The organism is Microbacterium sp. (assembly GCF_036823965.1).
In the GTDB taxonomy this organism is placed as follows: domain Bacteria; phylum Actinomycetota; class Actinomycetes; order Actinomycetales; family Microbacteriaceae; genus Microbacterium.
Genome location: NZ_DAITBE010000001.1, coordinates 837,465 through 856,705, shown reverse-complemented (window position 1 = coordinate 856,705; position 19,241 = coordinate 837,465). Strand labels below are relative to the sequence as shown.

The 19,241-nt window shown below is 68.2% G+C and carries 18 protein-coding genes; 7 read left to right on the top strand and 11 right to left on the bottom strand.

Annotated elements, in window-relative coordinates:
* A complete protein-coding gene (locus tag V7Z82_RS04195; protein WP_334148273.1) occupies window positions 1–1,638 on the top strand; it encodes a GMC family oxidoreductase in 1,638 nt (545 codons plus the stop codon).
* Window positions 1,639–1,715: 77 nt separating this feature from the next.
* Here V7Z82_RS04195 and V7Z82_RS04190 read toward each other — a convergent pair whose 3' ends face one another.
* From V7Z82_RS04190 to V7Z82_RS04175, 4 genes are all read right to left on the bottom strand, one after another.
* Window positions 1,716–3,857: a 3-hydroxyacyl-CoA dehydrogenase NAD-binding domain-containing protein gene (locus tag V7Z82_RS04190; RefSeq protein WP_334148271.1), complete on the bottom strand. Its 2,142-nt coding sequence runs from the start codon at window positions 3,855–3,857 to the stop codon at window positions 1,716–1,718.
* Window positions 3,857–5,062, bottom strand: coding sequence for a thiolase family protein (locus tag V7Z82_RS04185; protein WP_334148269.1), 1,206 nt, complete (start codon window positions 5,060–5,062; stop codon window positions 3,857–3,859). Before V7Z82_RS04185 ends, V7Z82_RS04190 begins: the two co-directional genes overlap by 1 nt.
* A gap of 73 nt (window positions 5,063–5,135) precedes the next feature.
* Complete coding sequence (locus tag V7Z82_RS04180; protein WP_334148267.1) at window positions 5,136–6,329, bottom strand: ribonuclease D; 1,194 nt, start codon at window positions 6,327–6,329, stop codon at window positions 5,136–5,138.
* Entirely contained in the window at window positions 6,322–6,903 is a 582-nt protein-coding gene (locus tag V7Z82_RS04175; RefSeq protein ID WP_334148265.1) for a DUF3000 family protein, read from the bottom strand. Before V7Z82_RS04175 ends, V7Z82_RS04180 begins: the two co-directional genes overlap by 8 nt.
* A 25-nt stretch (window positions 6,904–6,928) precedes the next feature.
* Here V7Z82_RS04175 and V7Z82_RS04170 point away from each other — a divergent pair, with 25 nt between their 5' ends.
* A complete protein-coding gene (locus V7Z82_RS04170) occupies window positions 6,929–8,083 on the top strand; it encodes an alpha/beta hydrolase (protein WP_442927573.1) in 1,155 nt (384 codons plus the stop codon).
* Here the strand turns inward: V7Z82_RS04170 and V7Z82_RS04165 are convergent.
* Together V7Z82_RS04165 and V7Z82_RS04160 are read right to left on the bottom strand one after the other, a co-directional pair.
* Window positions 8,067–8,498 carry a SufE family protein gene (locus tag V7Z82_RS04165; RefSeq protein ID WP_334148262.1) on the bottom strand — a complete coding sequence of 144 codons (432 nt, stop codon included), beginning with the start codon at window positions 8,496–8,498 and terminating at the stop codon, window positions 8,067–8,069. The genes V7Z82_RS04170 and V7Z82_RS04165 overlap by 17 nt on opposite strands.
* Before the next feature lie 19 nt (window positions 8,499–8,517).
* Window positions 8,518–9,411 carry a sulfurtransferase gene (locus tag V7Z82_RS04160; protein ID WP_334148259.1) on the bottom strand — a complete coding sequence of 298 codons (894 nt, stop codon included), beginning with the start codon at window positions 9,409–9,411 and terminating at the stop codon, window positions 8,518–8,520.
* 146 nt (window positions 9,412–9,557) lie between these two features.
* Here V7Z82_RS04160 and zapE point away from each other — a divergent pair, with 146 nt between their 5' ends.
* From zapE to V7Z82_RS04145, 3 genes are all read left to right on the top strand, one after another.
* Window positions 9,558–10,601, top strand: coding sequence for a cell division protein ZapE (zapE, locus tag V7Z82_RS04155; RefSeq protein ID WP_334148257.1), 1,044 nt, complete (start codon window positions 9,558–9,560; stop codon window positions 10,599–10,601).
* A 128-nt stretch (window positions 10,602–10,729) separates the two neighbouring features.
* Entirely contained in the window at window positions 10,730–11,968 is a 1,239-nt protein-coding gene (locus tag V7Z82_RS04150) for an ammonium transporter (RefSeq protein ID WP_334148255.1), read from the top strand.
* Between the two features lie 20 nt (window positions 11,969–11,988).
* Window positions 11,989–12,570 (top strand): type II toxin-antitoxin system PemK/MazF family toxin, encoded by a 582-nt coding sequence (locus V7Z82_RS04145; RefSeq protein WP_442927572.1) that lies wholly within the window; start codon window positions 11,989–11,991, stop codon window positions 12,568–12,570.
* Here the strand turns inward: V7Z82_RS04145 and V7Z82_RS04140 are convergent.
* Window positions 12,536–13,693 carry a DUF1611 domain-containing protein gene (locus tag V7Z82_RS04140; RefSeq protein ID WP_334148252.1) on the bottom strand — a complete coding sequence of 386 codons (1,158 nt, stop codon included), beginning with the start codon at window positions 13,691–13,693 and terminating at the stop codon, window positions 12,536–12,538. The two genes, V7Z82_RS04145 and V7Z82_RS04140, sit on opposite strands and share 35 nt — an antisense overlap.
* A gap of 244 nt (window positions 13,694–13,937) precedes the next feature.
* Between V7Z82_RS04140 and V7Z82_RS04135 the strand changes: the two genes are divergently transcribed.
* Complete coding sequence (locus tag V7Z82_RS04135; protein ID WP_045280209.1) at window positions 13,938–14,321, top strand: SPW repeat domain-containing protein; 384 nt, start codon at window positions 13,938–13,940, stop codon at window positions 14,319–14,321.
* Window positions 14,322–14,386: 65 nt separating this feature from the next.
* On the opposite strand, the gene V7Z82_RS04130 is transcribed toward V7Z82_RS04135, so the two are convergent.
* The 4 genes from V7Z82_RS04130 to V7Z82_RS04115 all read right to left on the bottom strand — a co-directional run bounded on the left by V7Z82_RS04130 (window position 14,387) and on the right by V7Z82_RS04115 (window position 17,903).
* A complete protein-coding gene (locus V7Z82_RS04130; RefSeq protein WP_334148249.1) occupies window positions 14,387–15,724 on the bottom strand; it encodes a flavin monoamine oxidase family protein in 1,338 nt (445 codons plus the stop codon).
* 79 nt (window positions 15,725–15,803) lie between these two features.
* Entirely contained in the window at window positions 15,804–16,853 is a 1,050-nt protein-coding gene (locus V7Z82_RS04125) for a 2,3-butanediol dehydrogenase (protein ID WP_334148247.1), read from the bottom strand.
* A gap of 25 nt (window positions 16,854–16,878) precedes the next feature.
* Window positions 16,879–17,430 carry a TetR/AcrR family transcriptional regulator gene (locus V7Z82_RS04120; RefSeq protein ID WP_334148245.1) on the bottom strand — a complete coding sequence of 184 codons (552 nt, stop codon included), beginning with the start codon at window positions 17,428–17,430 and terminating at the stop codon, window positions 16,879–16,881.
* 47 nt (window positions 17,431–17,477) lie between these two features.
* The gene (locus V7Z82_RS04115) at window positions 17,478–17,903 is read right to left on the bottom strand and encodes a GIY-YIG nuclease family protein (protein WP_334148244.1); all 426 of its coding nucleotides are present in this window, start codon (window positions 17,901–17,903) and stop codon (window positions 17,478–17,480) included.
* Between the two features lie 148 nt (window positions 17,904–18,051).
* Between V7Z82_RS04115 and V7Z82_RS04110 the strand changes: the two genes are divergently transcribed.
* A complete protein-coding gene (locus V7Z82_RS04110) occupies window positions 18,052–19,233 on the top strand; it encodes an aminotransferase class I/II-fold pyridoxal phosphate-dependent enzyme (protein WP_334148243.1) in 1,182 nt (393 codons plus the stop codon).
* Window positions 19,234–19,241 lie beyond the last annotated feature (8 nt).

Genomic DNA, 19,241 nt, shown 5'->3' with positions numbered 1-19,241 from the left:
ATGCGCTTCGACGAGGACGTCGTGATCATCGGATCCGGATTCGGTGGTTCGGTCGCGGCGCTCAGACTCAGCGAGAAGGGCTATCGCGTCAGGGTCTTCGAAGCCGGACGCCGTTTCGCCGATGAGGATTTCGCGAAGACGAGCTGGAACCTGCGCCGGTATCTCTGGGCTCCGGCACTCGGATGCTTCGGCGTGCAGCGGATCCACCGACTTCCACACGTCATGATCCTGGCGGGCGCCGGGGTCGGCGGGGGATCGCTCAACTACGCGAACACCCTCTACCAGCCGGGTGCCGCGTTCTTCGAGGACCCGCAGTGGCACGGTCTCGCGGACTGGGAGCGCGAGCTCACGCCGCACTACGCCACCGCCAAGCGCATGCTCGGCGTCGTCGAGCACTACCCGCACACCGGCCCGGTCGAGCGGATCATGGCCGGCGCGGCATCCGACCTCGGCGTCGGCGACACCTTCCGGCACGCGCCGGTCGGGGTCTGGTTCGGCACGCCGGGGGAGCGCGTCGCTGATCCGTTCTTCGGCGGGGAAGGTCCTGACCGCACCGGATGCACGCTGTGCGGCAACTGCATGGTCGGATGCCGCGTCGGCGCGAAGAACACGCTGATGAAGAACTACCTCGCCCTCGCAGAGCGACGGGGAGCCGCGATCGAGGCATTGCGCACGGTCGCCGAGATCCGCGAGCTGCCCGGCGGCGGGTACTCGGTCACGACCGAGCGCAGCGGGGCCTGGTTCGGTCGTGCGCGGCGCACCGTGACGGCGGAACAGGTCGTGCTCGCCGCGGGCACGTGGGGCACGCAGCAGCTGCTCCACCGGATGAAGCATGCGGGGCGGCTCCCGCGCATCTCCGACGCCGTCGGCCGCCTCACCCGCACGAATTCCGAGGCGCTCGACGGCGCCGTGGCGACGCGGGTGCCGCAATCGCTGCAGCTCGCGCGCGGCGTCGCGATCACGACCTCCTTCCACGTCGACGAGCGGACGCATGTCGAGAACGTCCGGTACGGACCTGGCTCGAACCTCATGGGAGCGTTGGCCTCGGTCGTCGTGCCGGGGGATCGTCCGCTGTGGCGACGCCTGGCGAGTGTGGTCGGCCAGGTGCTCCGCGCGCCCGCCCGGCAGTTGCGGCTCGGATCGCTGCACCGCTGGAGCGAGCGCGGGATCATCGCGCTCGTCATGCAGACCGCCGACAACTCGCTCACGCTGTCACTGCGCCGCAGGTTCGGGCGCCTCGTCATGACGAGTGAGCAGGGACACGGTGAGCCGAACCCGAGTCATCTGCCACAGGCGCACCGGGCGGCCCGGGCGATCGCGGCCCGCGTCGCCGCTGACGGCGGCATCTCCGCCGATGCGCGTGGGTCCTGGCCGGAGGTCTTCGGCGTCCCGCTCACAGCGCACTTCCTCGGTGGTGCCGTCATCTCCGCCTCACCGGACGACGGTGTGATCGACATGTATCACCGTGTCTGGGGGCATCCCGGCCTGCATGTGGTCGACGGCGCCGCGGTGCCGGCGAACCCCGGCGTGAATCCCTCGCTCACGATCACCGCGCTCGCGGAACGTGCACTCTCGTACTGGCCCGAGGTCGGCGGGGCGGACGAGCGACCGGCGCAGCAGGATCCGCGCGGGCGCTGACTCGCGAGCACGCGAACCGTCCACGCAACGACGAAGGGGCCGCGCCGAAGCGCGACCCCTTCATGCGAGCAACCGGATCAGCGGTGCTCGACACCACGGATCTGCGGGGTGTGGAACGATCCGCCGAAGGCACGGTCGGACGCGCCCTCGCGGTCGAGGTACGGCGAGGCACCGCCGTCGATGAAGGGCCAACCAGCGCCAAGGATCAGGCACAGGTCGATGTCCTCGACCTCGGGAACGACACCCTCGTCGAGCATGAGCTTGATCTCCTGCGCGAGTCCGTCCTGCACCCGAGTGAGGATCGTCGAGGCGGACGCCGGTGCCGATCCGACGGCGGGCTTCAGCAGCTTCTCGGCCTGCTTCGTCCAGCCGGTGACACGACCGCCCTTGTCCTTCTCGACGACCGAGTCCAGCGCCGCGAGGGCGTGGAAGTTCTCGTTCGCATAGAAGCGGTCCGGGAACGCCTGCACCATCGTGTCCTGCACGTGGGCTGCGACCTTCCAGCCGACCAGGTCGATCAGCTGGAACGGGCCCATCGGCAGGCCGAGCGGGCCGAAGGCCTTCTCGACATCAGCGATCGGAGTGCCCTCGTAGACGGCACGAGCGGCTTCGCCCATGACCTTCGCGAGCAGTCGGTTCACGACGAATCCTGGAGCGTCGGCGGTGAGCACCGCGTTCTTGCCCAGGTTCCTCGCGACGACGAACGCGGTCGACAGCGCGGCGTCGGAGGTGTTCGGCGTCTTCACGATCTCGATCAGCGGCATCACCGCGACGGGGTTGAAGAAGTGGAAGCCGACCAGGCGCTCGGGGTGGGCGAGCTTCGAGCCGATCTCCTCGACCGAGAGCGACGATGTGTTCGTCGCGAGGATCGCGTCCTCAGCGATGATCTGCTCGATCTCGCCGAACACCTGCTGCTTGACGCCGACCTCTTCGAACACGGCCTCGATCACGAAGTCGCAGTCCGCGTACAGGCTCTTGTCGGTGGTGCCGGTGACGAGGGCGCGCAGCTTGTTCGCGGTGTCGGAGTCGAGCCGACCCTTGGCCTCCAGCTTGCCGATCTCTTCGTGGATGTATGCGACGCCCTTGTCCACGCGAGCCTGGTCCAGGTCGGTGATGAGCACCGGCACCTGCAGCTTGCGCACGAACAGCAGAGCGAACTGGCTCGCCATGAGCCCCGCGCCGATGATGCCGACCTTGGTGACCTTCTTCGCCAGCTCCTTGTCGGGAGCGCCGACCGGTCGCTTCGCGCGCTTCTGCACGAGGTCGAAGGCGTACATGGATGCCGCGAACTGGTCACCCGTGACGAGCTCGGCGAGTGCCTCGTCCTCGCGGGCGAACCCCTCGGCCTTGGTGCCGCTCTTCGCCTTGTCGAGCAGCTCGAGCGCGGCGTACGGCGACTTCGGGACGGTGCCGATCTTCGACTCCAGCATTCCGCGAGCCATCTTGATCGCGATCGGCCACTTCGTGAGGCGCTCGATTTTGCCGGGCTCGTTCTTCCGCTCGACCTTCTTGCCGCCGAGGACCGCGTCCGCCCAGGCGAGCGAGTTCTCGAGGTAGTTCGCGGCGGGGAAGATCGCATCGACGATGCCGAGATCGAATGCCTGCTGCGGCTTGAGCATCCGATTCTGCTTCAGCGGGTTCGAGATGACGACCTCGAGGGCGTTCTCGATGCCGATCAGGTTCGGCAGCAGGTATGCGCCGCCCCAGCCTGGGATGATTCCGAGGAAGACCTCTGGCAGGGCGATCGCCGCAGCCGACGCATCGACCGTGCGATAGCTCGAGTTCAGCGCGATCTCGAGACCGCCGCCGAGCGCGAGCCCGTTCACGAACGCGAACGACGGCACGCCGAGCTCGGAGATGGAGCCGAGCACCCGATGACCGAGCTGCGCGATCAGTCGCGCGTTGTCGCGCGATCCGACCTTGCTGATGTCGGACAGATCGGCGCCGGCGGCGAGGATGTACTGCTTGCCGGTGATGCCGACGGCCTGGATCTCACCGGCGGCCGCGCGGGCCTTGAGACCGGCGAGCGTCTCGCCGAGCTTCGTGAGCGTCGCCGGGCCCAGCGTGTTCGGACGTGTGTGATCGCGACCGTTGTCGAGGGTGATCAGCGCGAGCACCTTGCCTGAGGCGAGACGGATGTCGCGAACCGGCGACTGCGTGATCACCTCGCCCTCGGTGAGCGCCTGGATCGGGGAGAAGTCGACGTCTTCGTAGCTCACTACTTCTTCTTCTTTCCGTTGTAGTGCGGGTTCTCCCAGATGACCGAACCGCCCTGGCCGAGACCCACGCACATGGCGGTGAGGCCGTATCGGACGTCCGGACGCTCTGCGAACTGCGCCGCGAGCTGGATCATCAGACGCACACCGGATGCTGCGAGCGGGTGGCCGAGCGCGATCGCTCCGCCCCACTGGTTCACGCGGGGGTCGTCGTCGGCGATGCCGAAGTGATCGAGCAGCGAGATGACCTGGATCGCGAACGCTTCGTTCAGTTCGAAGAGTCCGATGTCGGCGATCGTGAGACCGGCCTTCTTCAGCGCCTTCTCGGTCGAGGGGATCGGGCCGATGCCCATGATCTCCGGCTGCACGCCGGCGAAGGCGAATGAGACCATCCGCATCTTCGGCGCGAGTCCGAGCTCCTTGACCGCGCCGCCGCCGGCGAGCAGCGACATGGTGGCGCCGTCCGTGAGCGGCGATGACGTGCCGGCCGTGACACGGCCGTGCGGGCGGAACGGCGTCTTCAGCGCTGCGAGATCGTCCATCGTCGTCTGCGGACGGCGACCCTCGTCTTCCGAGGCGAGACCCCAGGCGCCGTCGGCACCCTTGATCGCGACCGACACGAGGTCGGGCTGGATCTTGCCGGCGTCGTACGCGGCCTGCACCTTGTGCTGGCTCAGCATGCCGAAACGGTCGGAGCGCTCCTTGGTGAGGTGCGGGAAGCGATCGAAGATGCGCTCAGCCGTGACGCCCATGTTCAGCGCGCCGGGGTCGACCATCTTCTCCGAGACGAAGCGCGGGTTGGGGTCGGCGTTCCCGCCGATCGGGTGGTGGCCCATGTGCTCGACACCCCCGGCGAGGGCGAGGTCGTACATGCCGACGCCGATCGACGCGCCCATGGTCGTGACGCTGGTCATCGCCCCGGCGCACATGCGCTCGATGGCGAGACCCGGGACGGTCTGTGGGAGGCCGGCGAGGATGGCGACCGAACGGCCGAGCGTGAGGCCCTGGTCTCCGGTCTGCGAGGTCGCGGCGATGGCGACATCGTCGATGCGGTCCGCCGGAACGGCGGCGTTGCGCTCCATCAGGCCGATGGTCGCCTTCACGGCGAGGTCATCTGCGCGGGTGTTCCAGTACATGCCCTTTTCGCCGGCGCGCCCGAAGGGGGTGCGCACTCCATCGACGAAGAAGACGTCCGAGATCTCGGCCACTCTGCCTCCAAGTTTGTGCGGTGACCTCAGTCTATGGAGGGCCGAAAACGGGGAGGAATCGGTTGGATCGAACCTACGAAGCGGGGGTGGGCGCCTCGTCGGGCACTTGACCAGCATCTACAAAAGCGTCCGCGATCTTCTGTGCAGTGTGTGCAATCTGCCAGGGGCGCGCGCCGAGGGCGGTCAGCGCATCGCTGATGGCCTCGGGGGTCTCCAGCGTCAGATCCCAGGCGATACGGCGCAGGAACTCCGGTGTCAGCAGGTTCTCGGTCGGCATCGACAGCTCTTCAGCGATCGCTTCGACGACCGGCCGCGCTGCCTTCAACCGTGCGTCGGCCTCGGGGTTGCGATCGGCCCATGCGCGGGGCGGGGGGAGCGCATCGCTCGGCACCCGCTCGCGCGGGAGCTCTTCGGTCGCGCGGCCGTCGACGAACGCCTGCCACCAGCGGTCCAGCTGCGTGCGACTCGCGCGCCCCTGGAACTCCTTGATGCCGGCGAGGGCCTGCTTGCTCTGCGGGTTGCCCAGCAGCGCGGCCATCAGGGAGCGGTCGGGGACCAGGCGGCCGGGGGAGACGTCCTGCTCCTGCGCGTACGACTCGCGGGCCTGCCACAGCGCACGGGCGACGGCGAGGTTGCGGGCGCCGCGCACCTGGTGCAGGCCGCTCAGACGCCGCCACGGGTCTTCGCGGGGCGGCTTCGGCGCCCGGGAGAGCGTGGCCGCGAACTCCTCAGCGGCGATCGAGGTCTTGTCCTGCTCGACGAGCTCTTCGACCAGGGCGTCGCGCACGTCGACGAGGTGCAGCACGTCGAGCGCTGCGTATTCGAGCCAGGAGGCAGGCAGCGGGCGGGTCGACCAGTCGGCAGCCGAGTGCTCTTTCTTGAGCGTGATGCCGAGCGTGTGCTCGACCACAGCGGCGAGACCGACGCGTTCGTGCCCGAGCAGGCGCGATGCGAGCTCGGTGTCGAAGATCGTCGGCGGCTCGAGCTGCAGTTCGCGCAGCGAAGGCAGATCCTGGCTCGCGGCGTGCAGCACCCACTCCTCGGATCCGATCGCGTCCTGGAGCGGTGCGAAGTCGCCGATCGCCGGCGGGTCGAAGAGGAAGACGCCGGCGTCGCGGCGGAACACCTGAACGAGGTACGCGCGCTGGGAGTATCGGAAGCCCGAGGCCCGCTCCACGTCGACGGCGACCGGGCCGGTGCCGGCGGCGAGGGTGGCGCAGGCGGCGAGGAATTCCTCGGCATCCGAGATCACGGAGTATTCAGTCACGTACAGCCTTTCGCGCGCCGATCACGGCGATGCCCTCGGAACCCGGCGGAAGCCCCGCCAGCATTCCGACCAGCTCGGCCCATGCTTCGACGTGCGGTCGGAACGGGCCATCCGGAGTCCAGGACGCCCGCAATTCTATCTGTGCCCCGTCGCCTTCGACGGCGAGACCCCCGAAACCCTTCGACAAGGTCTTCGTCGAGGTGCCAGACGGCGAGTGGTACACGGCCTCTCGCGAGTCGAGCGCGTCGACCAGCCAGGACCACGTGACGTCCGCCAGCAGCGGATCCGTGCCAATCTCGGTCTCCAGCGGTGCCTGCGCGAAGATGATGATCCGCCAGGCTCCGCCCCATGCCCCAGGCTCGTCCGGATCGTGCAGCAGCACGAAGCGCCCGGTGCCGTACACCGACTCGCCGTGGTCGTCAGGGCGCACGTCGGCGGCCAGGGCCAGCGCGAACGGCGCGAGCCCCTGAGGGGTCGCGATCTCGTGCACGACGATGTCGCCGCGGAACGCGGTCTCACGCAGTTCAGCTATGGCGCTGTCGAAGAGCGACCCGGCTTCGGGGTGTGCGGTCACGGCAACAGGCTAGAGTCAGGAGGCGATGAAGAGTCTCAGGCACGCCGTTGCACTCCTTGTCCCCGCGCTGTTCGCCCTCGGGGGCGTCCTTGCGTTCATCGTCCTGCGAGTGGCCAGACGCGTCGTCACGCCGGTGCGTGGCTCCACGGATGCCGAGATCATCGCGGTCGACACCGGGGCGCAGACCATCGAGCTCGGTCGCACGCTCGACACCGAACTGCCAGGCCGATACGGCCTGTTCACCACCGGTACCTCCGGCTATGTGAAGCTCGGCGCCGTGCTCAGCGCCGATGCGACCAGCGTGCGGCGCAAGCTCCTGACGCAGATCGAGCCCGGCGCGCAGGTCGACCGCGCTGCGCGCTTCAGCGGCTGGTACTACTCCTCGCCGTCGGAGCTGCACCTGCCATCGCAGAACGTCCTGATCGGCTCGCCCGCCGGCCCGTGTCCCGCATGGTTCTTCCCTGCCGAGTCATCGACCTGGGTGATCCAGGTGCACGGCCGTGGAGCGACCCGCGCCGAGTGCCTTCGAGCCGTCCCTGTCCTGCACGCCGCCGGGCTGTCGTCGCTCGTCGTCTCGTATCGCAACGACGGTGAGGCTCCGCGCAGTCGCGGTGGCGCCTATTCGCTCGGTGCTGCCGAATGGCGCGACGTGGATGCGGCGATCGCATATGCCCTTCGGCACGGCGCTGAGCGTGTGCTGCTGATGGGCTGGTCGATGGGCGGAGCGGTGGCGCTGCAGACCGCCGTCAACTCGGGCAATCGAGACCGCATCGCCGGGATGATCCTGGAGTCGCCGGTGGTCGACTGGCGCACCGTGCTGCGCTTCCAGGCGAACAAGGCCGGAATGCACGCGCCATTGCCCGATCTGGCCATGGGCGCGCTCTCCGTCCCGTTCACGGCCCGCATGAGCGGTGCGGAGGACGCGATCCACTTCGACCGTCTCGACATGGTCTCGCGCGCCCAGGAGCTCGCCGTCCCGATCCTGATCCTGCACAGCGAGGACGACGGGTTCGTGCCGGCCGACGCCTCGCACGCCCTCGCGGAAGCCCGTCCCGATCTCGTGACGATGCCGCGGTTCTCGGTCGCACGGCATACCAAGATCTGGAACTACGACCAGACCGGCTGGACTGCGGCGATCACCGACTGGCTGCAGGAGCAGGGGTTCAGCGCTTCTGCCTGACCTGCTTCTTCGCGCGCATCAGCATGCCGGTCATGCCGCCGATGCGCAGCGGGGAGACCGACTTCGTGAGCCCGATGGACTGCGGGTAGTCGTCGGGGATCGCGAGGACCTCATCGGCCGTGAGGCCGGAGATGCCCTGCACGAGGATACTTGCGAAGCCGCGCGTCGTCGGTGCCTCCGGCGGAGCGGTGGCGTGCATGGTCACGACGTCGTCGACGACCTCGACATAGATGTAGACGGGGGACTGGCACTCCGCGACGCGCTCGCACATCTCCGGGTGGTTCGCGACCTCGTCGGACACCGGAGGCAGTTCGTCGGCGAACTCCAGCAGGAGCAGCAGACGATCCGGCTCCGGCGTCTCGAGGAACGCGTCTCGGATCTCGGCGAGGGTGTCAGGGACGTCGGTGGTGCTCATCCCTGACATTGTTCCACGCTCAGACGGCGCCAGGCTCGGCACCGGTGACGATCGGCACGCGCACTGCGCTGCCCCACTCGGTCCACGAGCCGTCGTAGTTGCGCACGTTCTCGAAGCCGAGCAGATGACGGAGCACGAACCAGGTGTGGCTGGAACGCTCGCCGATGCGGCAGTAGGCCACGACGTCGTCCCCGTCCTTGAGCCCGGCACCATCGCGGTAGATCGCGTCGAGCTCGGCGCGGCTCCTGAATCCGCCGTCCTCAGCGACGGCCTTGGCCCACGGCACGCTCTGCGCGGTCGGGATGTGGCCGGCTCGCAGCGTGCCCTCCTCGGGGTACGCCGGCGCGGTCGTGCGCTCACCGCTGTACTCCTCCGGAGAGCGGACATCGATCAGCGGGCTGCCGATGTGCGCCAGCACGTCGTCCTTGTAGGCGCGGATGACGGAGTCGTCGCGCTCGACGATCGGGTACTCGGTCGCCGGTCGGTTCGTGGCCTCGCGCGTGAGCTCGCGGCCCTCGGAGATCCAGCGGTCGCGGCCGCCGTCGAGCAGACGGACGTCTTCGTGCCCGAAGAGCGAGAAGACCCATAGTGCGTAGGCCGCCCACCAGTTGTTCTTGTCGCCGTAGATCACCACGGTGTCGTCTCGGGCGATGCCCTTGCGGCTGAGCAGCTCGGCGAAGCCCTCGCCGTCGACGTAGTCGCGCACCACCGGATCGTTGAGCTCGGTGTGCCAGTCGACCTTCACGGCGCCGGGGATGTGGCCGGTCTCATAGAGGAGCACGTCTTCATCGGACTCGACGACCACGAGACCTGGGGTGTCGAGGTGCGCTGCGAGCCACTCGGTGGTGACCAGGCGGCCGGGTTCGGAGTACTCGGCGAACTTGGGTGAAGACGAATCGAACTCGATGGCCACAGGGATCTCCTCCAGGGGTGAGCGGACGATGGTGCGGTGCGGACGGCGTAATGTTGAGCCGTCCCTTCGACGATAGATCGCTGCTGTGCTGCCTGCACCCGATTCGTAAGACTTCGACACAGGTGAGCACCCAATCCAGGACTCTGATGACCGAAACGCATTCCCGCACGGGCGTCGTGCACCTGACCGAGCGTCAGCCCACCGTCACCGGCGCGGAGATGCTCACGAGCCTCGTGCCGCCGCCGCAGTTCGATGGCGCGACCTTCGACAGCTACCGGGCTGACCCCGCGTACCCGTCCCAGGAGGAGGCGAAGGAGACGCTCATGCGCTTCGCCGGGCGCGGCGCGCCGGTCAAGCGCGGCGGATTGTTCAGCCGGGCGAAGAAGGAGCCGGACGTCAAGCCCGGCGTCTACCTCGACGGCGGGTTCGGCGTCGGCAAGACGCACCTCCTGGCTTCGATCTACCACGCGATGCCCGCCCGCCGGAAGTACTTCGGCTCGTTCATCGAGTACACGGCGCTGGTCGGCGCGCTCGGCTACAAGAACACCGTCGATCTGCTCAAGGGCGCCGATCTCCTCTGCATCGACGAGTTCGAGCTCGACGATCCGGGCGACACCATGGTGATGACGCGTCTGCTCGGCGAGCTGGTCCCGACCGGCACCAAGCTGGCGGCGACCTCCAACACGCCGCCGAATGCGCTCGGCGAAGGGCGCTTCGCCGCACAGGACTTCCTCCGTGAGATCCACGCGATGTCCGACAGCTTCCAGACGCTGCGCATCGACGGCGTCGACTTCCGTCAGCGCGCGCTCGACGGTCACGCCGTCGTGCTCGACGACGACGCCTACACGGACGCCATCGCCGGCGCCGGCGGAGACGGCGCGGCATCCGATGACGCCTTCGGCGATCTGGTCCGCCACCTGGCGCAGGTGCATCCCTCCCGGTACATCCGGTTGATCGACGGCATCGACCTCGTCGGTCTCCGTGGTGTTCACCAGCTGACCGACCAGTCGGAGGCGCTGCGACTCGTCGCGTTCGTCGACCGCGTGTACGACGCCCAGATCCCGGTGAGTGCCACCGGGCTCGGCCTCGACTCGGTCTTCTCCGACGAGATGCTCTCCGGCGGCTACCGCAAGAAGTACCTGCGCGCCATCTCTCGACTCAACGCTTTGACACATTCTGCGCAAGCCTGAAGACCCGTGTAACGCGATGTTCACACCCAGAGGCCTCCTGTAACAACGGGGAAACAAACCTCACGCTTCCACGAAACGGTGCGTCGTCACACTGAAGCTCTCAATTACTTCGGATGTGAGGTTTTCCTATGGATGCTCCCGGCAACATCTCGTGGGCGATCACCGCGACAGCGTTGGTTCTGCTCATGACGCCTGGCGTCGCCTTCTTCTATGGCGGTCTCGTCAAGGCGAAGAGCGTCGTCAGCATGATGATGATGAGCTTCGGCTCGATCGGCCTTGTCGCCGTGCTGTGGATTCTCTTCGGCTTCTCCATGAGCGCCGTCGACAGCCCGACCGCCTTCGCCGGCAACCCGTTCGCCGACTTCGGCCTCTCGAGCCTCGCCTCGGGTGAAGGATCGAACGTCGCGCTGCTCGGTGTCGCCTACGGCGCCACCTTCGCGATCATCACGGTCGCCCTGATCTCCGGCGCCATCGCAGACCGTGCGAAGTTCGGCAGCTGGCTGATCTTCGCCGGTGTCTTCGCCACCGTCGGCTACTTCCCGGTCGCGGCGTGGGTCTGGGGCGGCGGTTGGATCATGAACCTCGGCACCACGCTCTTCGGCGAGGACAGCGGGATCGGCGTCATCGACTACGCCGGTGGTACTGCGGTCCACATCAACGCAGGTGCTGCGGCTCTGGCGCTCGCGCTGGTCCTCGGCAAGCGCATCGGCTTCCAGAAGGGCATCCTCAAGCCGCACAACGTGCCGCTGACGCTCCTCGGCGCTGCGCTGCTGTGGTTCGGCTGGTTCGGCTTCAACGCCGGCGCTGAGTGGCTGGCAGAGGACATGGGCGGTGTCGGACTCATCGGCATCAACACGCTCGGCGCGACGGCTGCGGCCATCCTCGGCTGGATCCTGGTCGAGAAGATCAAGGACGGCAAGCCCACCTCGGTCGGCGCTGCATCCGGTGCAGTCGCCGGTCTCGTCGCGATCACCCCGGCGTGCGCAAACCTGACGCCGGGCTGGGCCCTGCTGCTCGGCGCACTCGCCGGTGTCGTCTGCGCACTCGCGATCGAGCTGAAGTTCCGCCTCGGCTTCGACGACTCGCTCGACGTGGTCGGCATCCACCTCGTCGGCGGTCTGATCGGAACCCTGTACCTGGGCTTCTTCGCCACCGACACCGGCCTGTTCGTCGGCGGTGACGCACGTCAGCTCGCGGTCCAGGTGATCGCCGCACTCGGCGTCCTGATCTACTCCTTCGTGGTCGCATTCATCATCGGCTTCGCGATCCAGAAGACGATCGGCTTCCGCGTCACGAACGAGGACGAGATCGCCGGTGTCGACCAGGTCGTGCATGGCGAAGAGGGCTACGCACTCGCAGACGCCTGAGCGGCGGTTAGGGTGACCGTGTGACTTCTTCGCGCGGCATCCTCGCAACTCTCGCGGACATCCTGCGCTCAGCGCTGGGGCAAGATCGGGCGTCTCGGACCACACCAGGTCCGAGGCGCCCGACTGCGCGCGTGCGCACCGCCGCCGAGCGCGATGCAGGCGCTGCACCGGTCGGCGGGGCGGAACGAGGCACCGCGACCATGCGCGTCGATCCGGCACGCATCGGATCCGTGCGCATCCAGTACGCGCCTGATCGAGATGGGGCGCCGGATGCTGGCGAAGTCATCTGGACCTGGGTGCCCTACGAGGAGAACGACGGACGAGGCAAGGACCGCCCGGTGCTGGTGATCGGCCGTGCATCGGCAGACCGCGTGTACGCGGTGCGGATGACGAGCAAGCCGCACGACGGCGACCGTGACTACCTCTCGATCGGCGCCGGCGACTGGGACTCGCAGGGACGCGAGTCCTGGGTCGACGTCGAGCAGCTCTACAGCGTGCACGAACGCGGACTGCGACGCGAAGCCGCAGTCCTGGATCGTCGCCGTTACGACCGGGTCAGTGCCGCGCTCACGCGGCGCTATGGGTGGTCTGCTTCGGGTTGAGTGTCGGGAAGGCCTGCAGCACCATCTCGACGAGCTCGTCGAGCGGGCGGGTCAGCGGATCGGTCGCGGGGAGTCCGGTCTCGAGCTCGATCTCATCGATCGCGGCAGCGAGCTGCTCGGTCGACAGGTTCTCGTGGTTGACGGTGACGCCGATCACACGCGTGTCTGCGAACGCCTCGATCAGCGCGATCTCACTGACGACGGTCGGCATCGCGACCATCGGGAAGTCGCCGAGCACCTTCCGACCGGGTGCGTGCTGCACGATGACGCCGGCGGGCTGGCTGCCGCGGAGGATGTGCGCCGAGGTGATGTAGGCCGGGTGGCTGAGCGCGCCCTGACCCTCGACGATGATGACGTCGGGGTCTTCAGCCTCGAAGGCTGCGACGACCTGGTTCTCGACCTCGCCGGAGCAGAACTGGGGCACGAGTGCGTCGAGAGCGACGCCGTACTTGCCTCCCTGGATGATCGTGGTCTGACCTGTGCCGACCATGACGGCGTGGATGCCGCGTTCGTTCAGCGCGCGCACGAGCAGCGTCGACGTGGTGCGCTTGCCGATCGCGCCGTCGGTGCCGAGGATCGTGATCCGCGGGCAGGTGACGTCGAAGATGCGTCCGGAGAACAGGTGCAGATCCTTCTTGTCCTTCGGGCGACGGACATCGGTGATCGTGACGCCTGCGAGCAGACTGGCTGCGACGAACTCGGCGTCGTCGGTCAGGAACTCGTGGAGCCCGTTGATGATGTGCATGCCTCGGGCGATGCCGTCGAGCAGCACGGTGCGCTGGTCGGCCGAGAGCAGTCCGTCGGCCGGCGCGACGCCGCAGATCAGGTAGTCGGGCACGAATCCGGCATGTGCGATGGCTGATGCGAGGCCGTTGAGGATCGGGATGCCGTTGCCGGCGCCGTCGAGGACCATGCCGGCGTCAGCGCCGGCGTGCGTGGTGTCGATGACGCTGAGGATCGAATACTTCTCGGAGTGGCGGACGAGTCCGTTGGCGGTCTTGCCGTCCTGTTCGCCGAACTGACCCTCGCAATAGACGATCGCGCTCGTGCCGACGGGCAGCTCGATGGGTGCGGCCCAGTCATTCGCGGACGCGCTGAACGAAGGGATGGATGAGACGGGCATGACGCTCCTCAGGTCGACACAGAGGAGGCGACGGAGAACGAAATGGCCGAGAGATGGGCCCGTTGGTCGACAAGAAGTCTTCCCTGACGCCGGCAAGATGCCGACAACCTCACCGTAGCAGTGCGGCCTGGGAGCGCGGCGGGAACTGTTCGGCGGCGGCGTCCGCGGACTCGCGCAATCCGTTCCGGCGGGTGCGTCGAACTAGCTGTGAGTCGCGCAGAGCGGCGCCACACTAGGAGGAATCATGCGTTTCATCCCCACCAAGGTCCACGGAATTCTCGACTACCTGGTCGGCATCGCCCTGATCGCGGCGCCCTGGCTGTTCGGGTTCTCGAGCGTCGGCGGAGCCGCCGTCATCATCCCGATCGTGCTGGGTGTCGGCCTGATCGTGTACAGCCTGTTCACCAAGTACGAGTGGGGCCCCTTCGGCTTCATCCCGATGCCCGTCCACCTCGTGTTCGACATCGTCGCGAGCCTCTTCCTGGCACTGTCGCCCTGGATCTTCGGATTCTCGGGCGAGGCGCTGAACGTCTGGCTCCCGCACGTCGTCGTCGGCATCACGGTGATCATCGTCGTGATCTTCTCGAAGCCGCAGCCTGCGAGCACCCCGCGCACAGCACGCGCCTGACTCGCTGATTCGAAGCGCCTCTTCCGGACGGGAGGGGCGCTTCGCCATGCCAGGGTCGAGCTGTGTCAGCCGTCGGTCCAGAGCCGCTCGATCGGGAGATCTCTGCCCAGGATGCGGGATGCCGCGCGGTGGCCCGAGCACATCGCCGCAGGGACAGTGGCGGGATCGTCGGTCCAGGTCGCCTCACCGGCGATGTGCAGTGCTCCGGTGCCTGCCTCGCCGCCGATCGGGGTGGCCAGGTCGTCGTGGTCGGCAGTCGTGGCTCCGAGGGTCATGTAGGCGTAGGCGCCGTGCGAGTAGGGGTCGTCCTGCCAGGCAGTGCGGGTGACGTGCGTCGGCGCTGGGACGGCATCGCCGTAGAGACGACGGAGCTGGTCGAGCACGGACTCGGCGACGCGATCGTCGTCCCAGTCGCGAGTGGCGATCGCGGCGGGGCCGGCGGCGAACGTCAGCAGCGTCGGTTCGTCGTGCAGCGCGGTGAGGTCGTACCAGGAATGCCACCAGCGCGACTCCGGTCCCTGCTGGCGGATCGCGTAGACGCCTTCGTCCCAGAACCGGGTCGGGAAACGCAGGAAGACCTTCTCGAAGGCGTTCATCTCGAGCCGGCCGAGTGCCCCGGCGTTGACCTCTGGGAGCGGCGGATGAATCTCGAGCGCATCGGACTTCAGGACGCCGACCGGGACGGTCAGCACGGCGGAGTCGGCGGTGAACGTGCCGTGCGGTGTGCGCACCACGATGCCGTCTGTCCAGTCGATTCCCGTCACGGTGTGCTCGAGGCGCACGTCGAGGCCGTCAGCGAGGTGCTCGGGCAATCGGTCGTAGCCGTCAGGGAACACGACCTCGTCCCCGTCGATCGAATCATCGTCGAGGCCGTGGGCGGCGAGCTCCTCGATCCACGCACCGTACTGTTCCTCTGAGCGGTGCTCGAGGTATTCACGCACCCGCTGCACGCGCTCGGCATCCCACGACTGGCGCACGAGTACGGCCTCGGTGACATCGCGGTACGAGGCGTCGGCATCCGACGCACTGATCGTCTCGGCGAGGGCGGCGTCGATGGCGTGCACATCCGCCGCGAAGGCGCGTGCCTCGTCCTCGGTCAGCCGACGAGCATCCGGGCCGTAGTACGCGATCGGCCGGCTGTCGACCTGGTAGCCGCCGACCGTGAACTCGATGGTCTCCATGCCGAAGGCGGCTGCGGCATCCGCCACCGGACTCCCGATGACGCCGTGGATCCAGGAGGCGCCGAGGTCGGTCGCGCCGTGCGATCGGTCGGTGGTGACGCGGCCGCCGATGCGGTCTCTGGCCTCGAGGACGACGACGGAGTGCCCAGCGGCAGCCAGCAGTCGGGCCGCACTCAGGCCGGCGACGCCGGCGCCGATCACGATCGTGTCGAGATGCTCCATGACGATCCCTTCCGCGCCTGCGATGCCACAAGCCCCGCCTCCGACGATAGTCATCGGAGGCGGGACCGCGATAGGAGTGTCAGCTCGCCTGGACGAGGATCTTCGCGCCGGCACCGCCGCGCAGCGACGTGATGGCGTCGACGACGCCCTCGAGCGGCACTTCCTGGACCCATCCGGTCGTGTCGTAGACGCCACGACCCATGGCCTCGATCACCGCGTCGAAGTCCTCCGGCAGATACGCCAGCGCGCCGGCGATCTCGGTCTCCGACATCACGAGCTGCGTCGGCAGGAAGTCCATGGTGCGCTCGTGGATCGCGACGACGACCACCCGCCCTCCGGGCACGAGGCTCACGAGCGACGAGGTGACGGCAGGGCCTGCGCCGGCCGCATCGAAGGCGACGTCGACGCCGTCGCCGTCGCTGAGTTCCGCCACGGCGGCGGTGAGGTCTTCGTTCACCGGGTCGACGACGGTCGCGCCGAGGGCTGCGATGATCGCGCGTCGGTCGGCGCTCGGCTCGGAGACGAGCACCTTCTCGATGCCGCGTGCACGGAGGGCGAACCAGACGCCGATGCCGATGGGGCCGGCGCCGGCGATGAGCGCGGTGCCGCCGCGCTGCACGCCGCTGCGCGACACCGCGTGCCAGGCGACCGACATCGGCTCGACGAGAGCGCCCATGCGCAGGTCGACGTTCTCGGGGAGCACATGCAGCTTCGACGCGTCGATCGTGGTGAACTCGGCCATGCCGCCGCCGTCGGAGCTGAGGCCGTGGAAGCCGATCTTCTGGCAGGCGTTGAACATGCCGCGTCGGCAGGCAGCGCATTCGCCGCAGAAGTAGATCGGCCAGACAGCGACGCGGTCTCCGACTGCGACGTCGGTCACACCCTCGCCGAGCTCGACGATCGTGCCGGAGAACTCGTGTCCGAGGATCTGGGGGAGCGTCGATCCGGTCACGGGGTGCGGGTGGTCGAAGTCGAGTCCCGCAGCCTCCGGGCTGTAGTAGACGTGCAGGTCGGATCCGCAGATCCCAGCGAACGCATTCCGCAGCTTCACCTGCCCCGGTCCTGGAGTGGGCTCGTCGACCTCTTCGATGCGCAGGTCTTCCTTGGCGTGGAACAGCGCGGCCTTCATCGGTTCTCTCCTTGTCCGGCAGCCATCAGTGCAGCCACCATTCGGGTGACGCCGCGAGGATCAGCCGCACGGCGCGGTCTCTGTCGTCATCGTCGCTTCGCAGCCACTCCTCGATCGCGCCGACCGTGCCCGCTGCGGCGTAGGCGACGGCGATCCGCATCGCCGAGGGGTCGTCGACGAACACGCGGGGGACGATGTGCGGATGCAGCTGCGCCCAGAGTTCGAGGCCCGAGCGGATCGACGCCTCGAGGTTGCTGCGGACCGGGGCTGCGAGCAGCGGATGCATCGCCCCGCGGTAGACGGCGGAGCGACGGTGCACGTGCTCGATCAGCGCGCGTTCGCCGTCGCCGATGGCGTCCGCCTGCGGGAGGATCCGCATCGCCTCGGCGATCTCGGCGGAGAGTGCGTCGGCGAGCAGTTCCACCGGGCCGTCGGCGTGACGGTAGAACGTGTCGCGGGTGACGCCGGCTTCGACGCAGATGGCGGATGCTGTGACATCCGCGATCGGGGTCGCAGCCGCCAGCGTCAGGACTGCCTGGCGGAGCAGACCTCGAGAGCGTTGCGACCGTGCATCCATGCGAACAGTTTATCGGACAACTGTCAGATACAGGTCGAGTGGGAGGATCAGCCGCGCAGCGCCTCGCTCAGCAAGCGCGCATACAGCTGCCACGGATCGCCCACCGCGCGCAGCGCAGCGACATGCGCCTGCAGCTCGGCCGTGAGCGTGAACCATTCGCCGCCTTCGCGGACGTCGGCGAATTCCCGGTGGCGGCGCTGTTCCTGCATCCGATCCCCGGCCTCGAACGCGAGCAGCTCGTCATGTCGGATGCTGCGCAGCCGTTGTCGTGGGTTGCGGCTCGTGCCGATCTTCACCCGACGGTCGTAGCGGAGGTAGTAGACGACGTCGACACGGGGGAGTGGGAGGTCGGCATCGGGCACATCGCCGTAGCGCCAGCCGCAGGCGACGCACAACCAGGCGCCCTCGATCCGGGTGCCCTGGAGTCCTCCGCAGAGGTGGCAGGGCCCTGGAAGGCGCGCAGTGTTGTCCACGGCCAGAGGCTACGTCGGGCCTCGGACGTTCCGCGCAGACGAATCCCGACACAGGACCGCGCAGATCGCCGCCGCTCGTGGCATCGTGGCTGGGGAAGGCACCGCGTCGAACCGGCGCCGGCACCCAGCATCCCTGACAGGAGACTCGATGAAACTCGCTCGACGTGCGCTCGATGCCGAGCCGTTCCACGCGATGGCCATCGGCGAGCGGGCAGCGGCGATCTCCGCGCAGGGCCATCACGTGGTCCGCCTCTCGATCGGTGAACCCGACTTCGGGGCACCGCCCGCTGTGCGCGAGGCGATGCGCGAGGTCATGGACGGGCGTGCGCTGCCCTACACGGCGGTGCTCGGTCTTCCGGCGCTGCGCGCCGCGATCTCGGGGTTCTATCGAGACAAGCACGGCGTCGACATCGATCCTGGCCGCATTCTGGTCACCTCGGGCGCATCGACGGCCCTGCTGGTGGTGACGGCGGCGACCACCGAGGCCGGTGACGAGGTGATCATCGCCGACCCCTCGTACCCGTGCAATCGCGAGCTCGTGCGGAGCTTCGGCGGGACCCTCGTGACCATTCCCGCGACCGCGCAGCACCGCTATCAACTCGACATCGACTCGGTGGTGTCGGCCTGGACCGACCGCACATCCGCGGTCATGATCGCCAGTCCGGCGAACCCCACCGGAGCGTCGATTCCGCCCGCCGAGCTGGCTGCGATCTGCGACCTTGCGCGCGACCGCGGTGCGTGGCGGATCGTCGACGAGATCTACCTCGACCTCGCAGACCCCGCCGACGACGGCACGCCGGCGGCCACAGTGCTCGCGACCGACCCGGACGCGATCGTGATCGGCAGCTTCTCGAAGTACTTCGGCATGACAGGCTGGCGTCTCGGCTGGGCGATCCTGCCCGAGCTGCTCGTCCCGGCCGTGGAGCGGCTCGCGGTGAACTACTTCCTCTCGGCGTCGGCCCCGGCGCAACAGGCGGCGGTCGCTGCGTTCACACCCGAGTCGCTGGCGGTCTGCGAGGAGCGACGCAGCGAGCTCGCCGCACGCCGGCAGATCGTGCTCGACGGGCTCGAGGACATCGGCTTACACGTGCCCGTGGTCCCGGACGGCGCCTTCTACGTGTACTTCGACGTGAGCGGTACCGGGCTCGACGCATGGACGTTCTGCGAGCGGGTGCTCGAGTCGGCGCACGTCGCCCTCACTCCGGGGCGCGATTTCGCCACCGAGACCGCCGACACGCACGTGCGCCTGTCGTATGCCGCCTCGCGAGCGGAGCTGGTCGAGGGACTGCGCAGGATCGGCGCCTTCGTCGCACGACTCGACGTGGGGTGAGCGCCAAT

What these genes read in the sequence shown, in the direction of transcription:
- V7Z82_RS04195 (WP_334148273.1), top strand. Translation starts at nt 1, where the DNA reads ATGCGCTTCGACGAGGACGTCGTGATCATCGGATCCGGATTCGGTGGT.
- V7Z82_RS04170 (WP_442927573.1), top strand. Translation starts at nt 6,929, where the DNA reads ATGAAGAGTCTCAGGCACGCCGTTGCACTCCTTGTCCCCGCGCTGTTC.
- V7Z82_RS04165 (WP_334148262.1), bottom strand. Translation starts at nt 8,498, where the DNA reads ATGAGCACCACCGACGTCCCTGACACCCTCGCCGAGATCCGAGACGCG.
- zapE (WP_334148257.1), top strand. Translation starts at nt 9,558, where the DNA reads ATGACCGAAACGCATTCCCGCACGGGCGTCGTGCACCTGACCGAGCGT.
- V7Z82_RS04150 (WP_334148255.1), top strand. Translation starts at nt 10,730, where the DNA reads ATGGATGCTCCCGGCAACATCTCGTGGGCGATCACCGCGACAGCGTTG.
- V7Z82_RS04140 (WP_334148252.1), bottom strand. Translation starts at nt 13,693, where the DNA reads ATGCCCGTCTCATCCATCCCTTCGTTCAGCGCGTCCGCGAATGACTGG.
- V7Z82_RS04135 (WP_045280209.1), top strand. Translation starts at nt 13,938, where the DNA reads ATGCGTTTCATCCCCACCAAGGTCCACGGAATTCTCGACTACCTGGTC.
- V7Z82_RS04130 (WP_334148249.1), bottom strand. Translation starts at nt 15,724, where the DNA reads ATGGAGCATCTCGACACGATCGTGATCGGCGCCGGCGTCGCCGGCCTG.
- V7Z82_RS04125 (WP_334148247.1), bottom strand. Translation starts at nt 16,853, where the DNA reads ATGAAGGCCGCGCTGTTCCACGCCAAGGAAGACCTGCGCATCGAAGAG.
- V7Z82_RS04120 (WP_334148245.1), bottom strand. Translation starts at nt 17,430, where the DNA reads ATGGATGCACGGTCGCAACGCTCTCGAGGTCTGCTCCGCCAGGCAGTC.
- V7Z82_RS04110 (WP_334148243.1), top strand. Translation starts at nt 18,052, where the DNA reads ATGAAACTCGCTCGACGTGCGCTCGATGCCGAGCCGTTCCACGCGATG.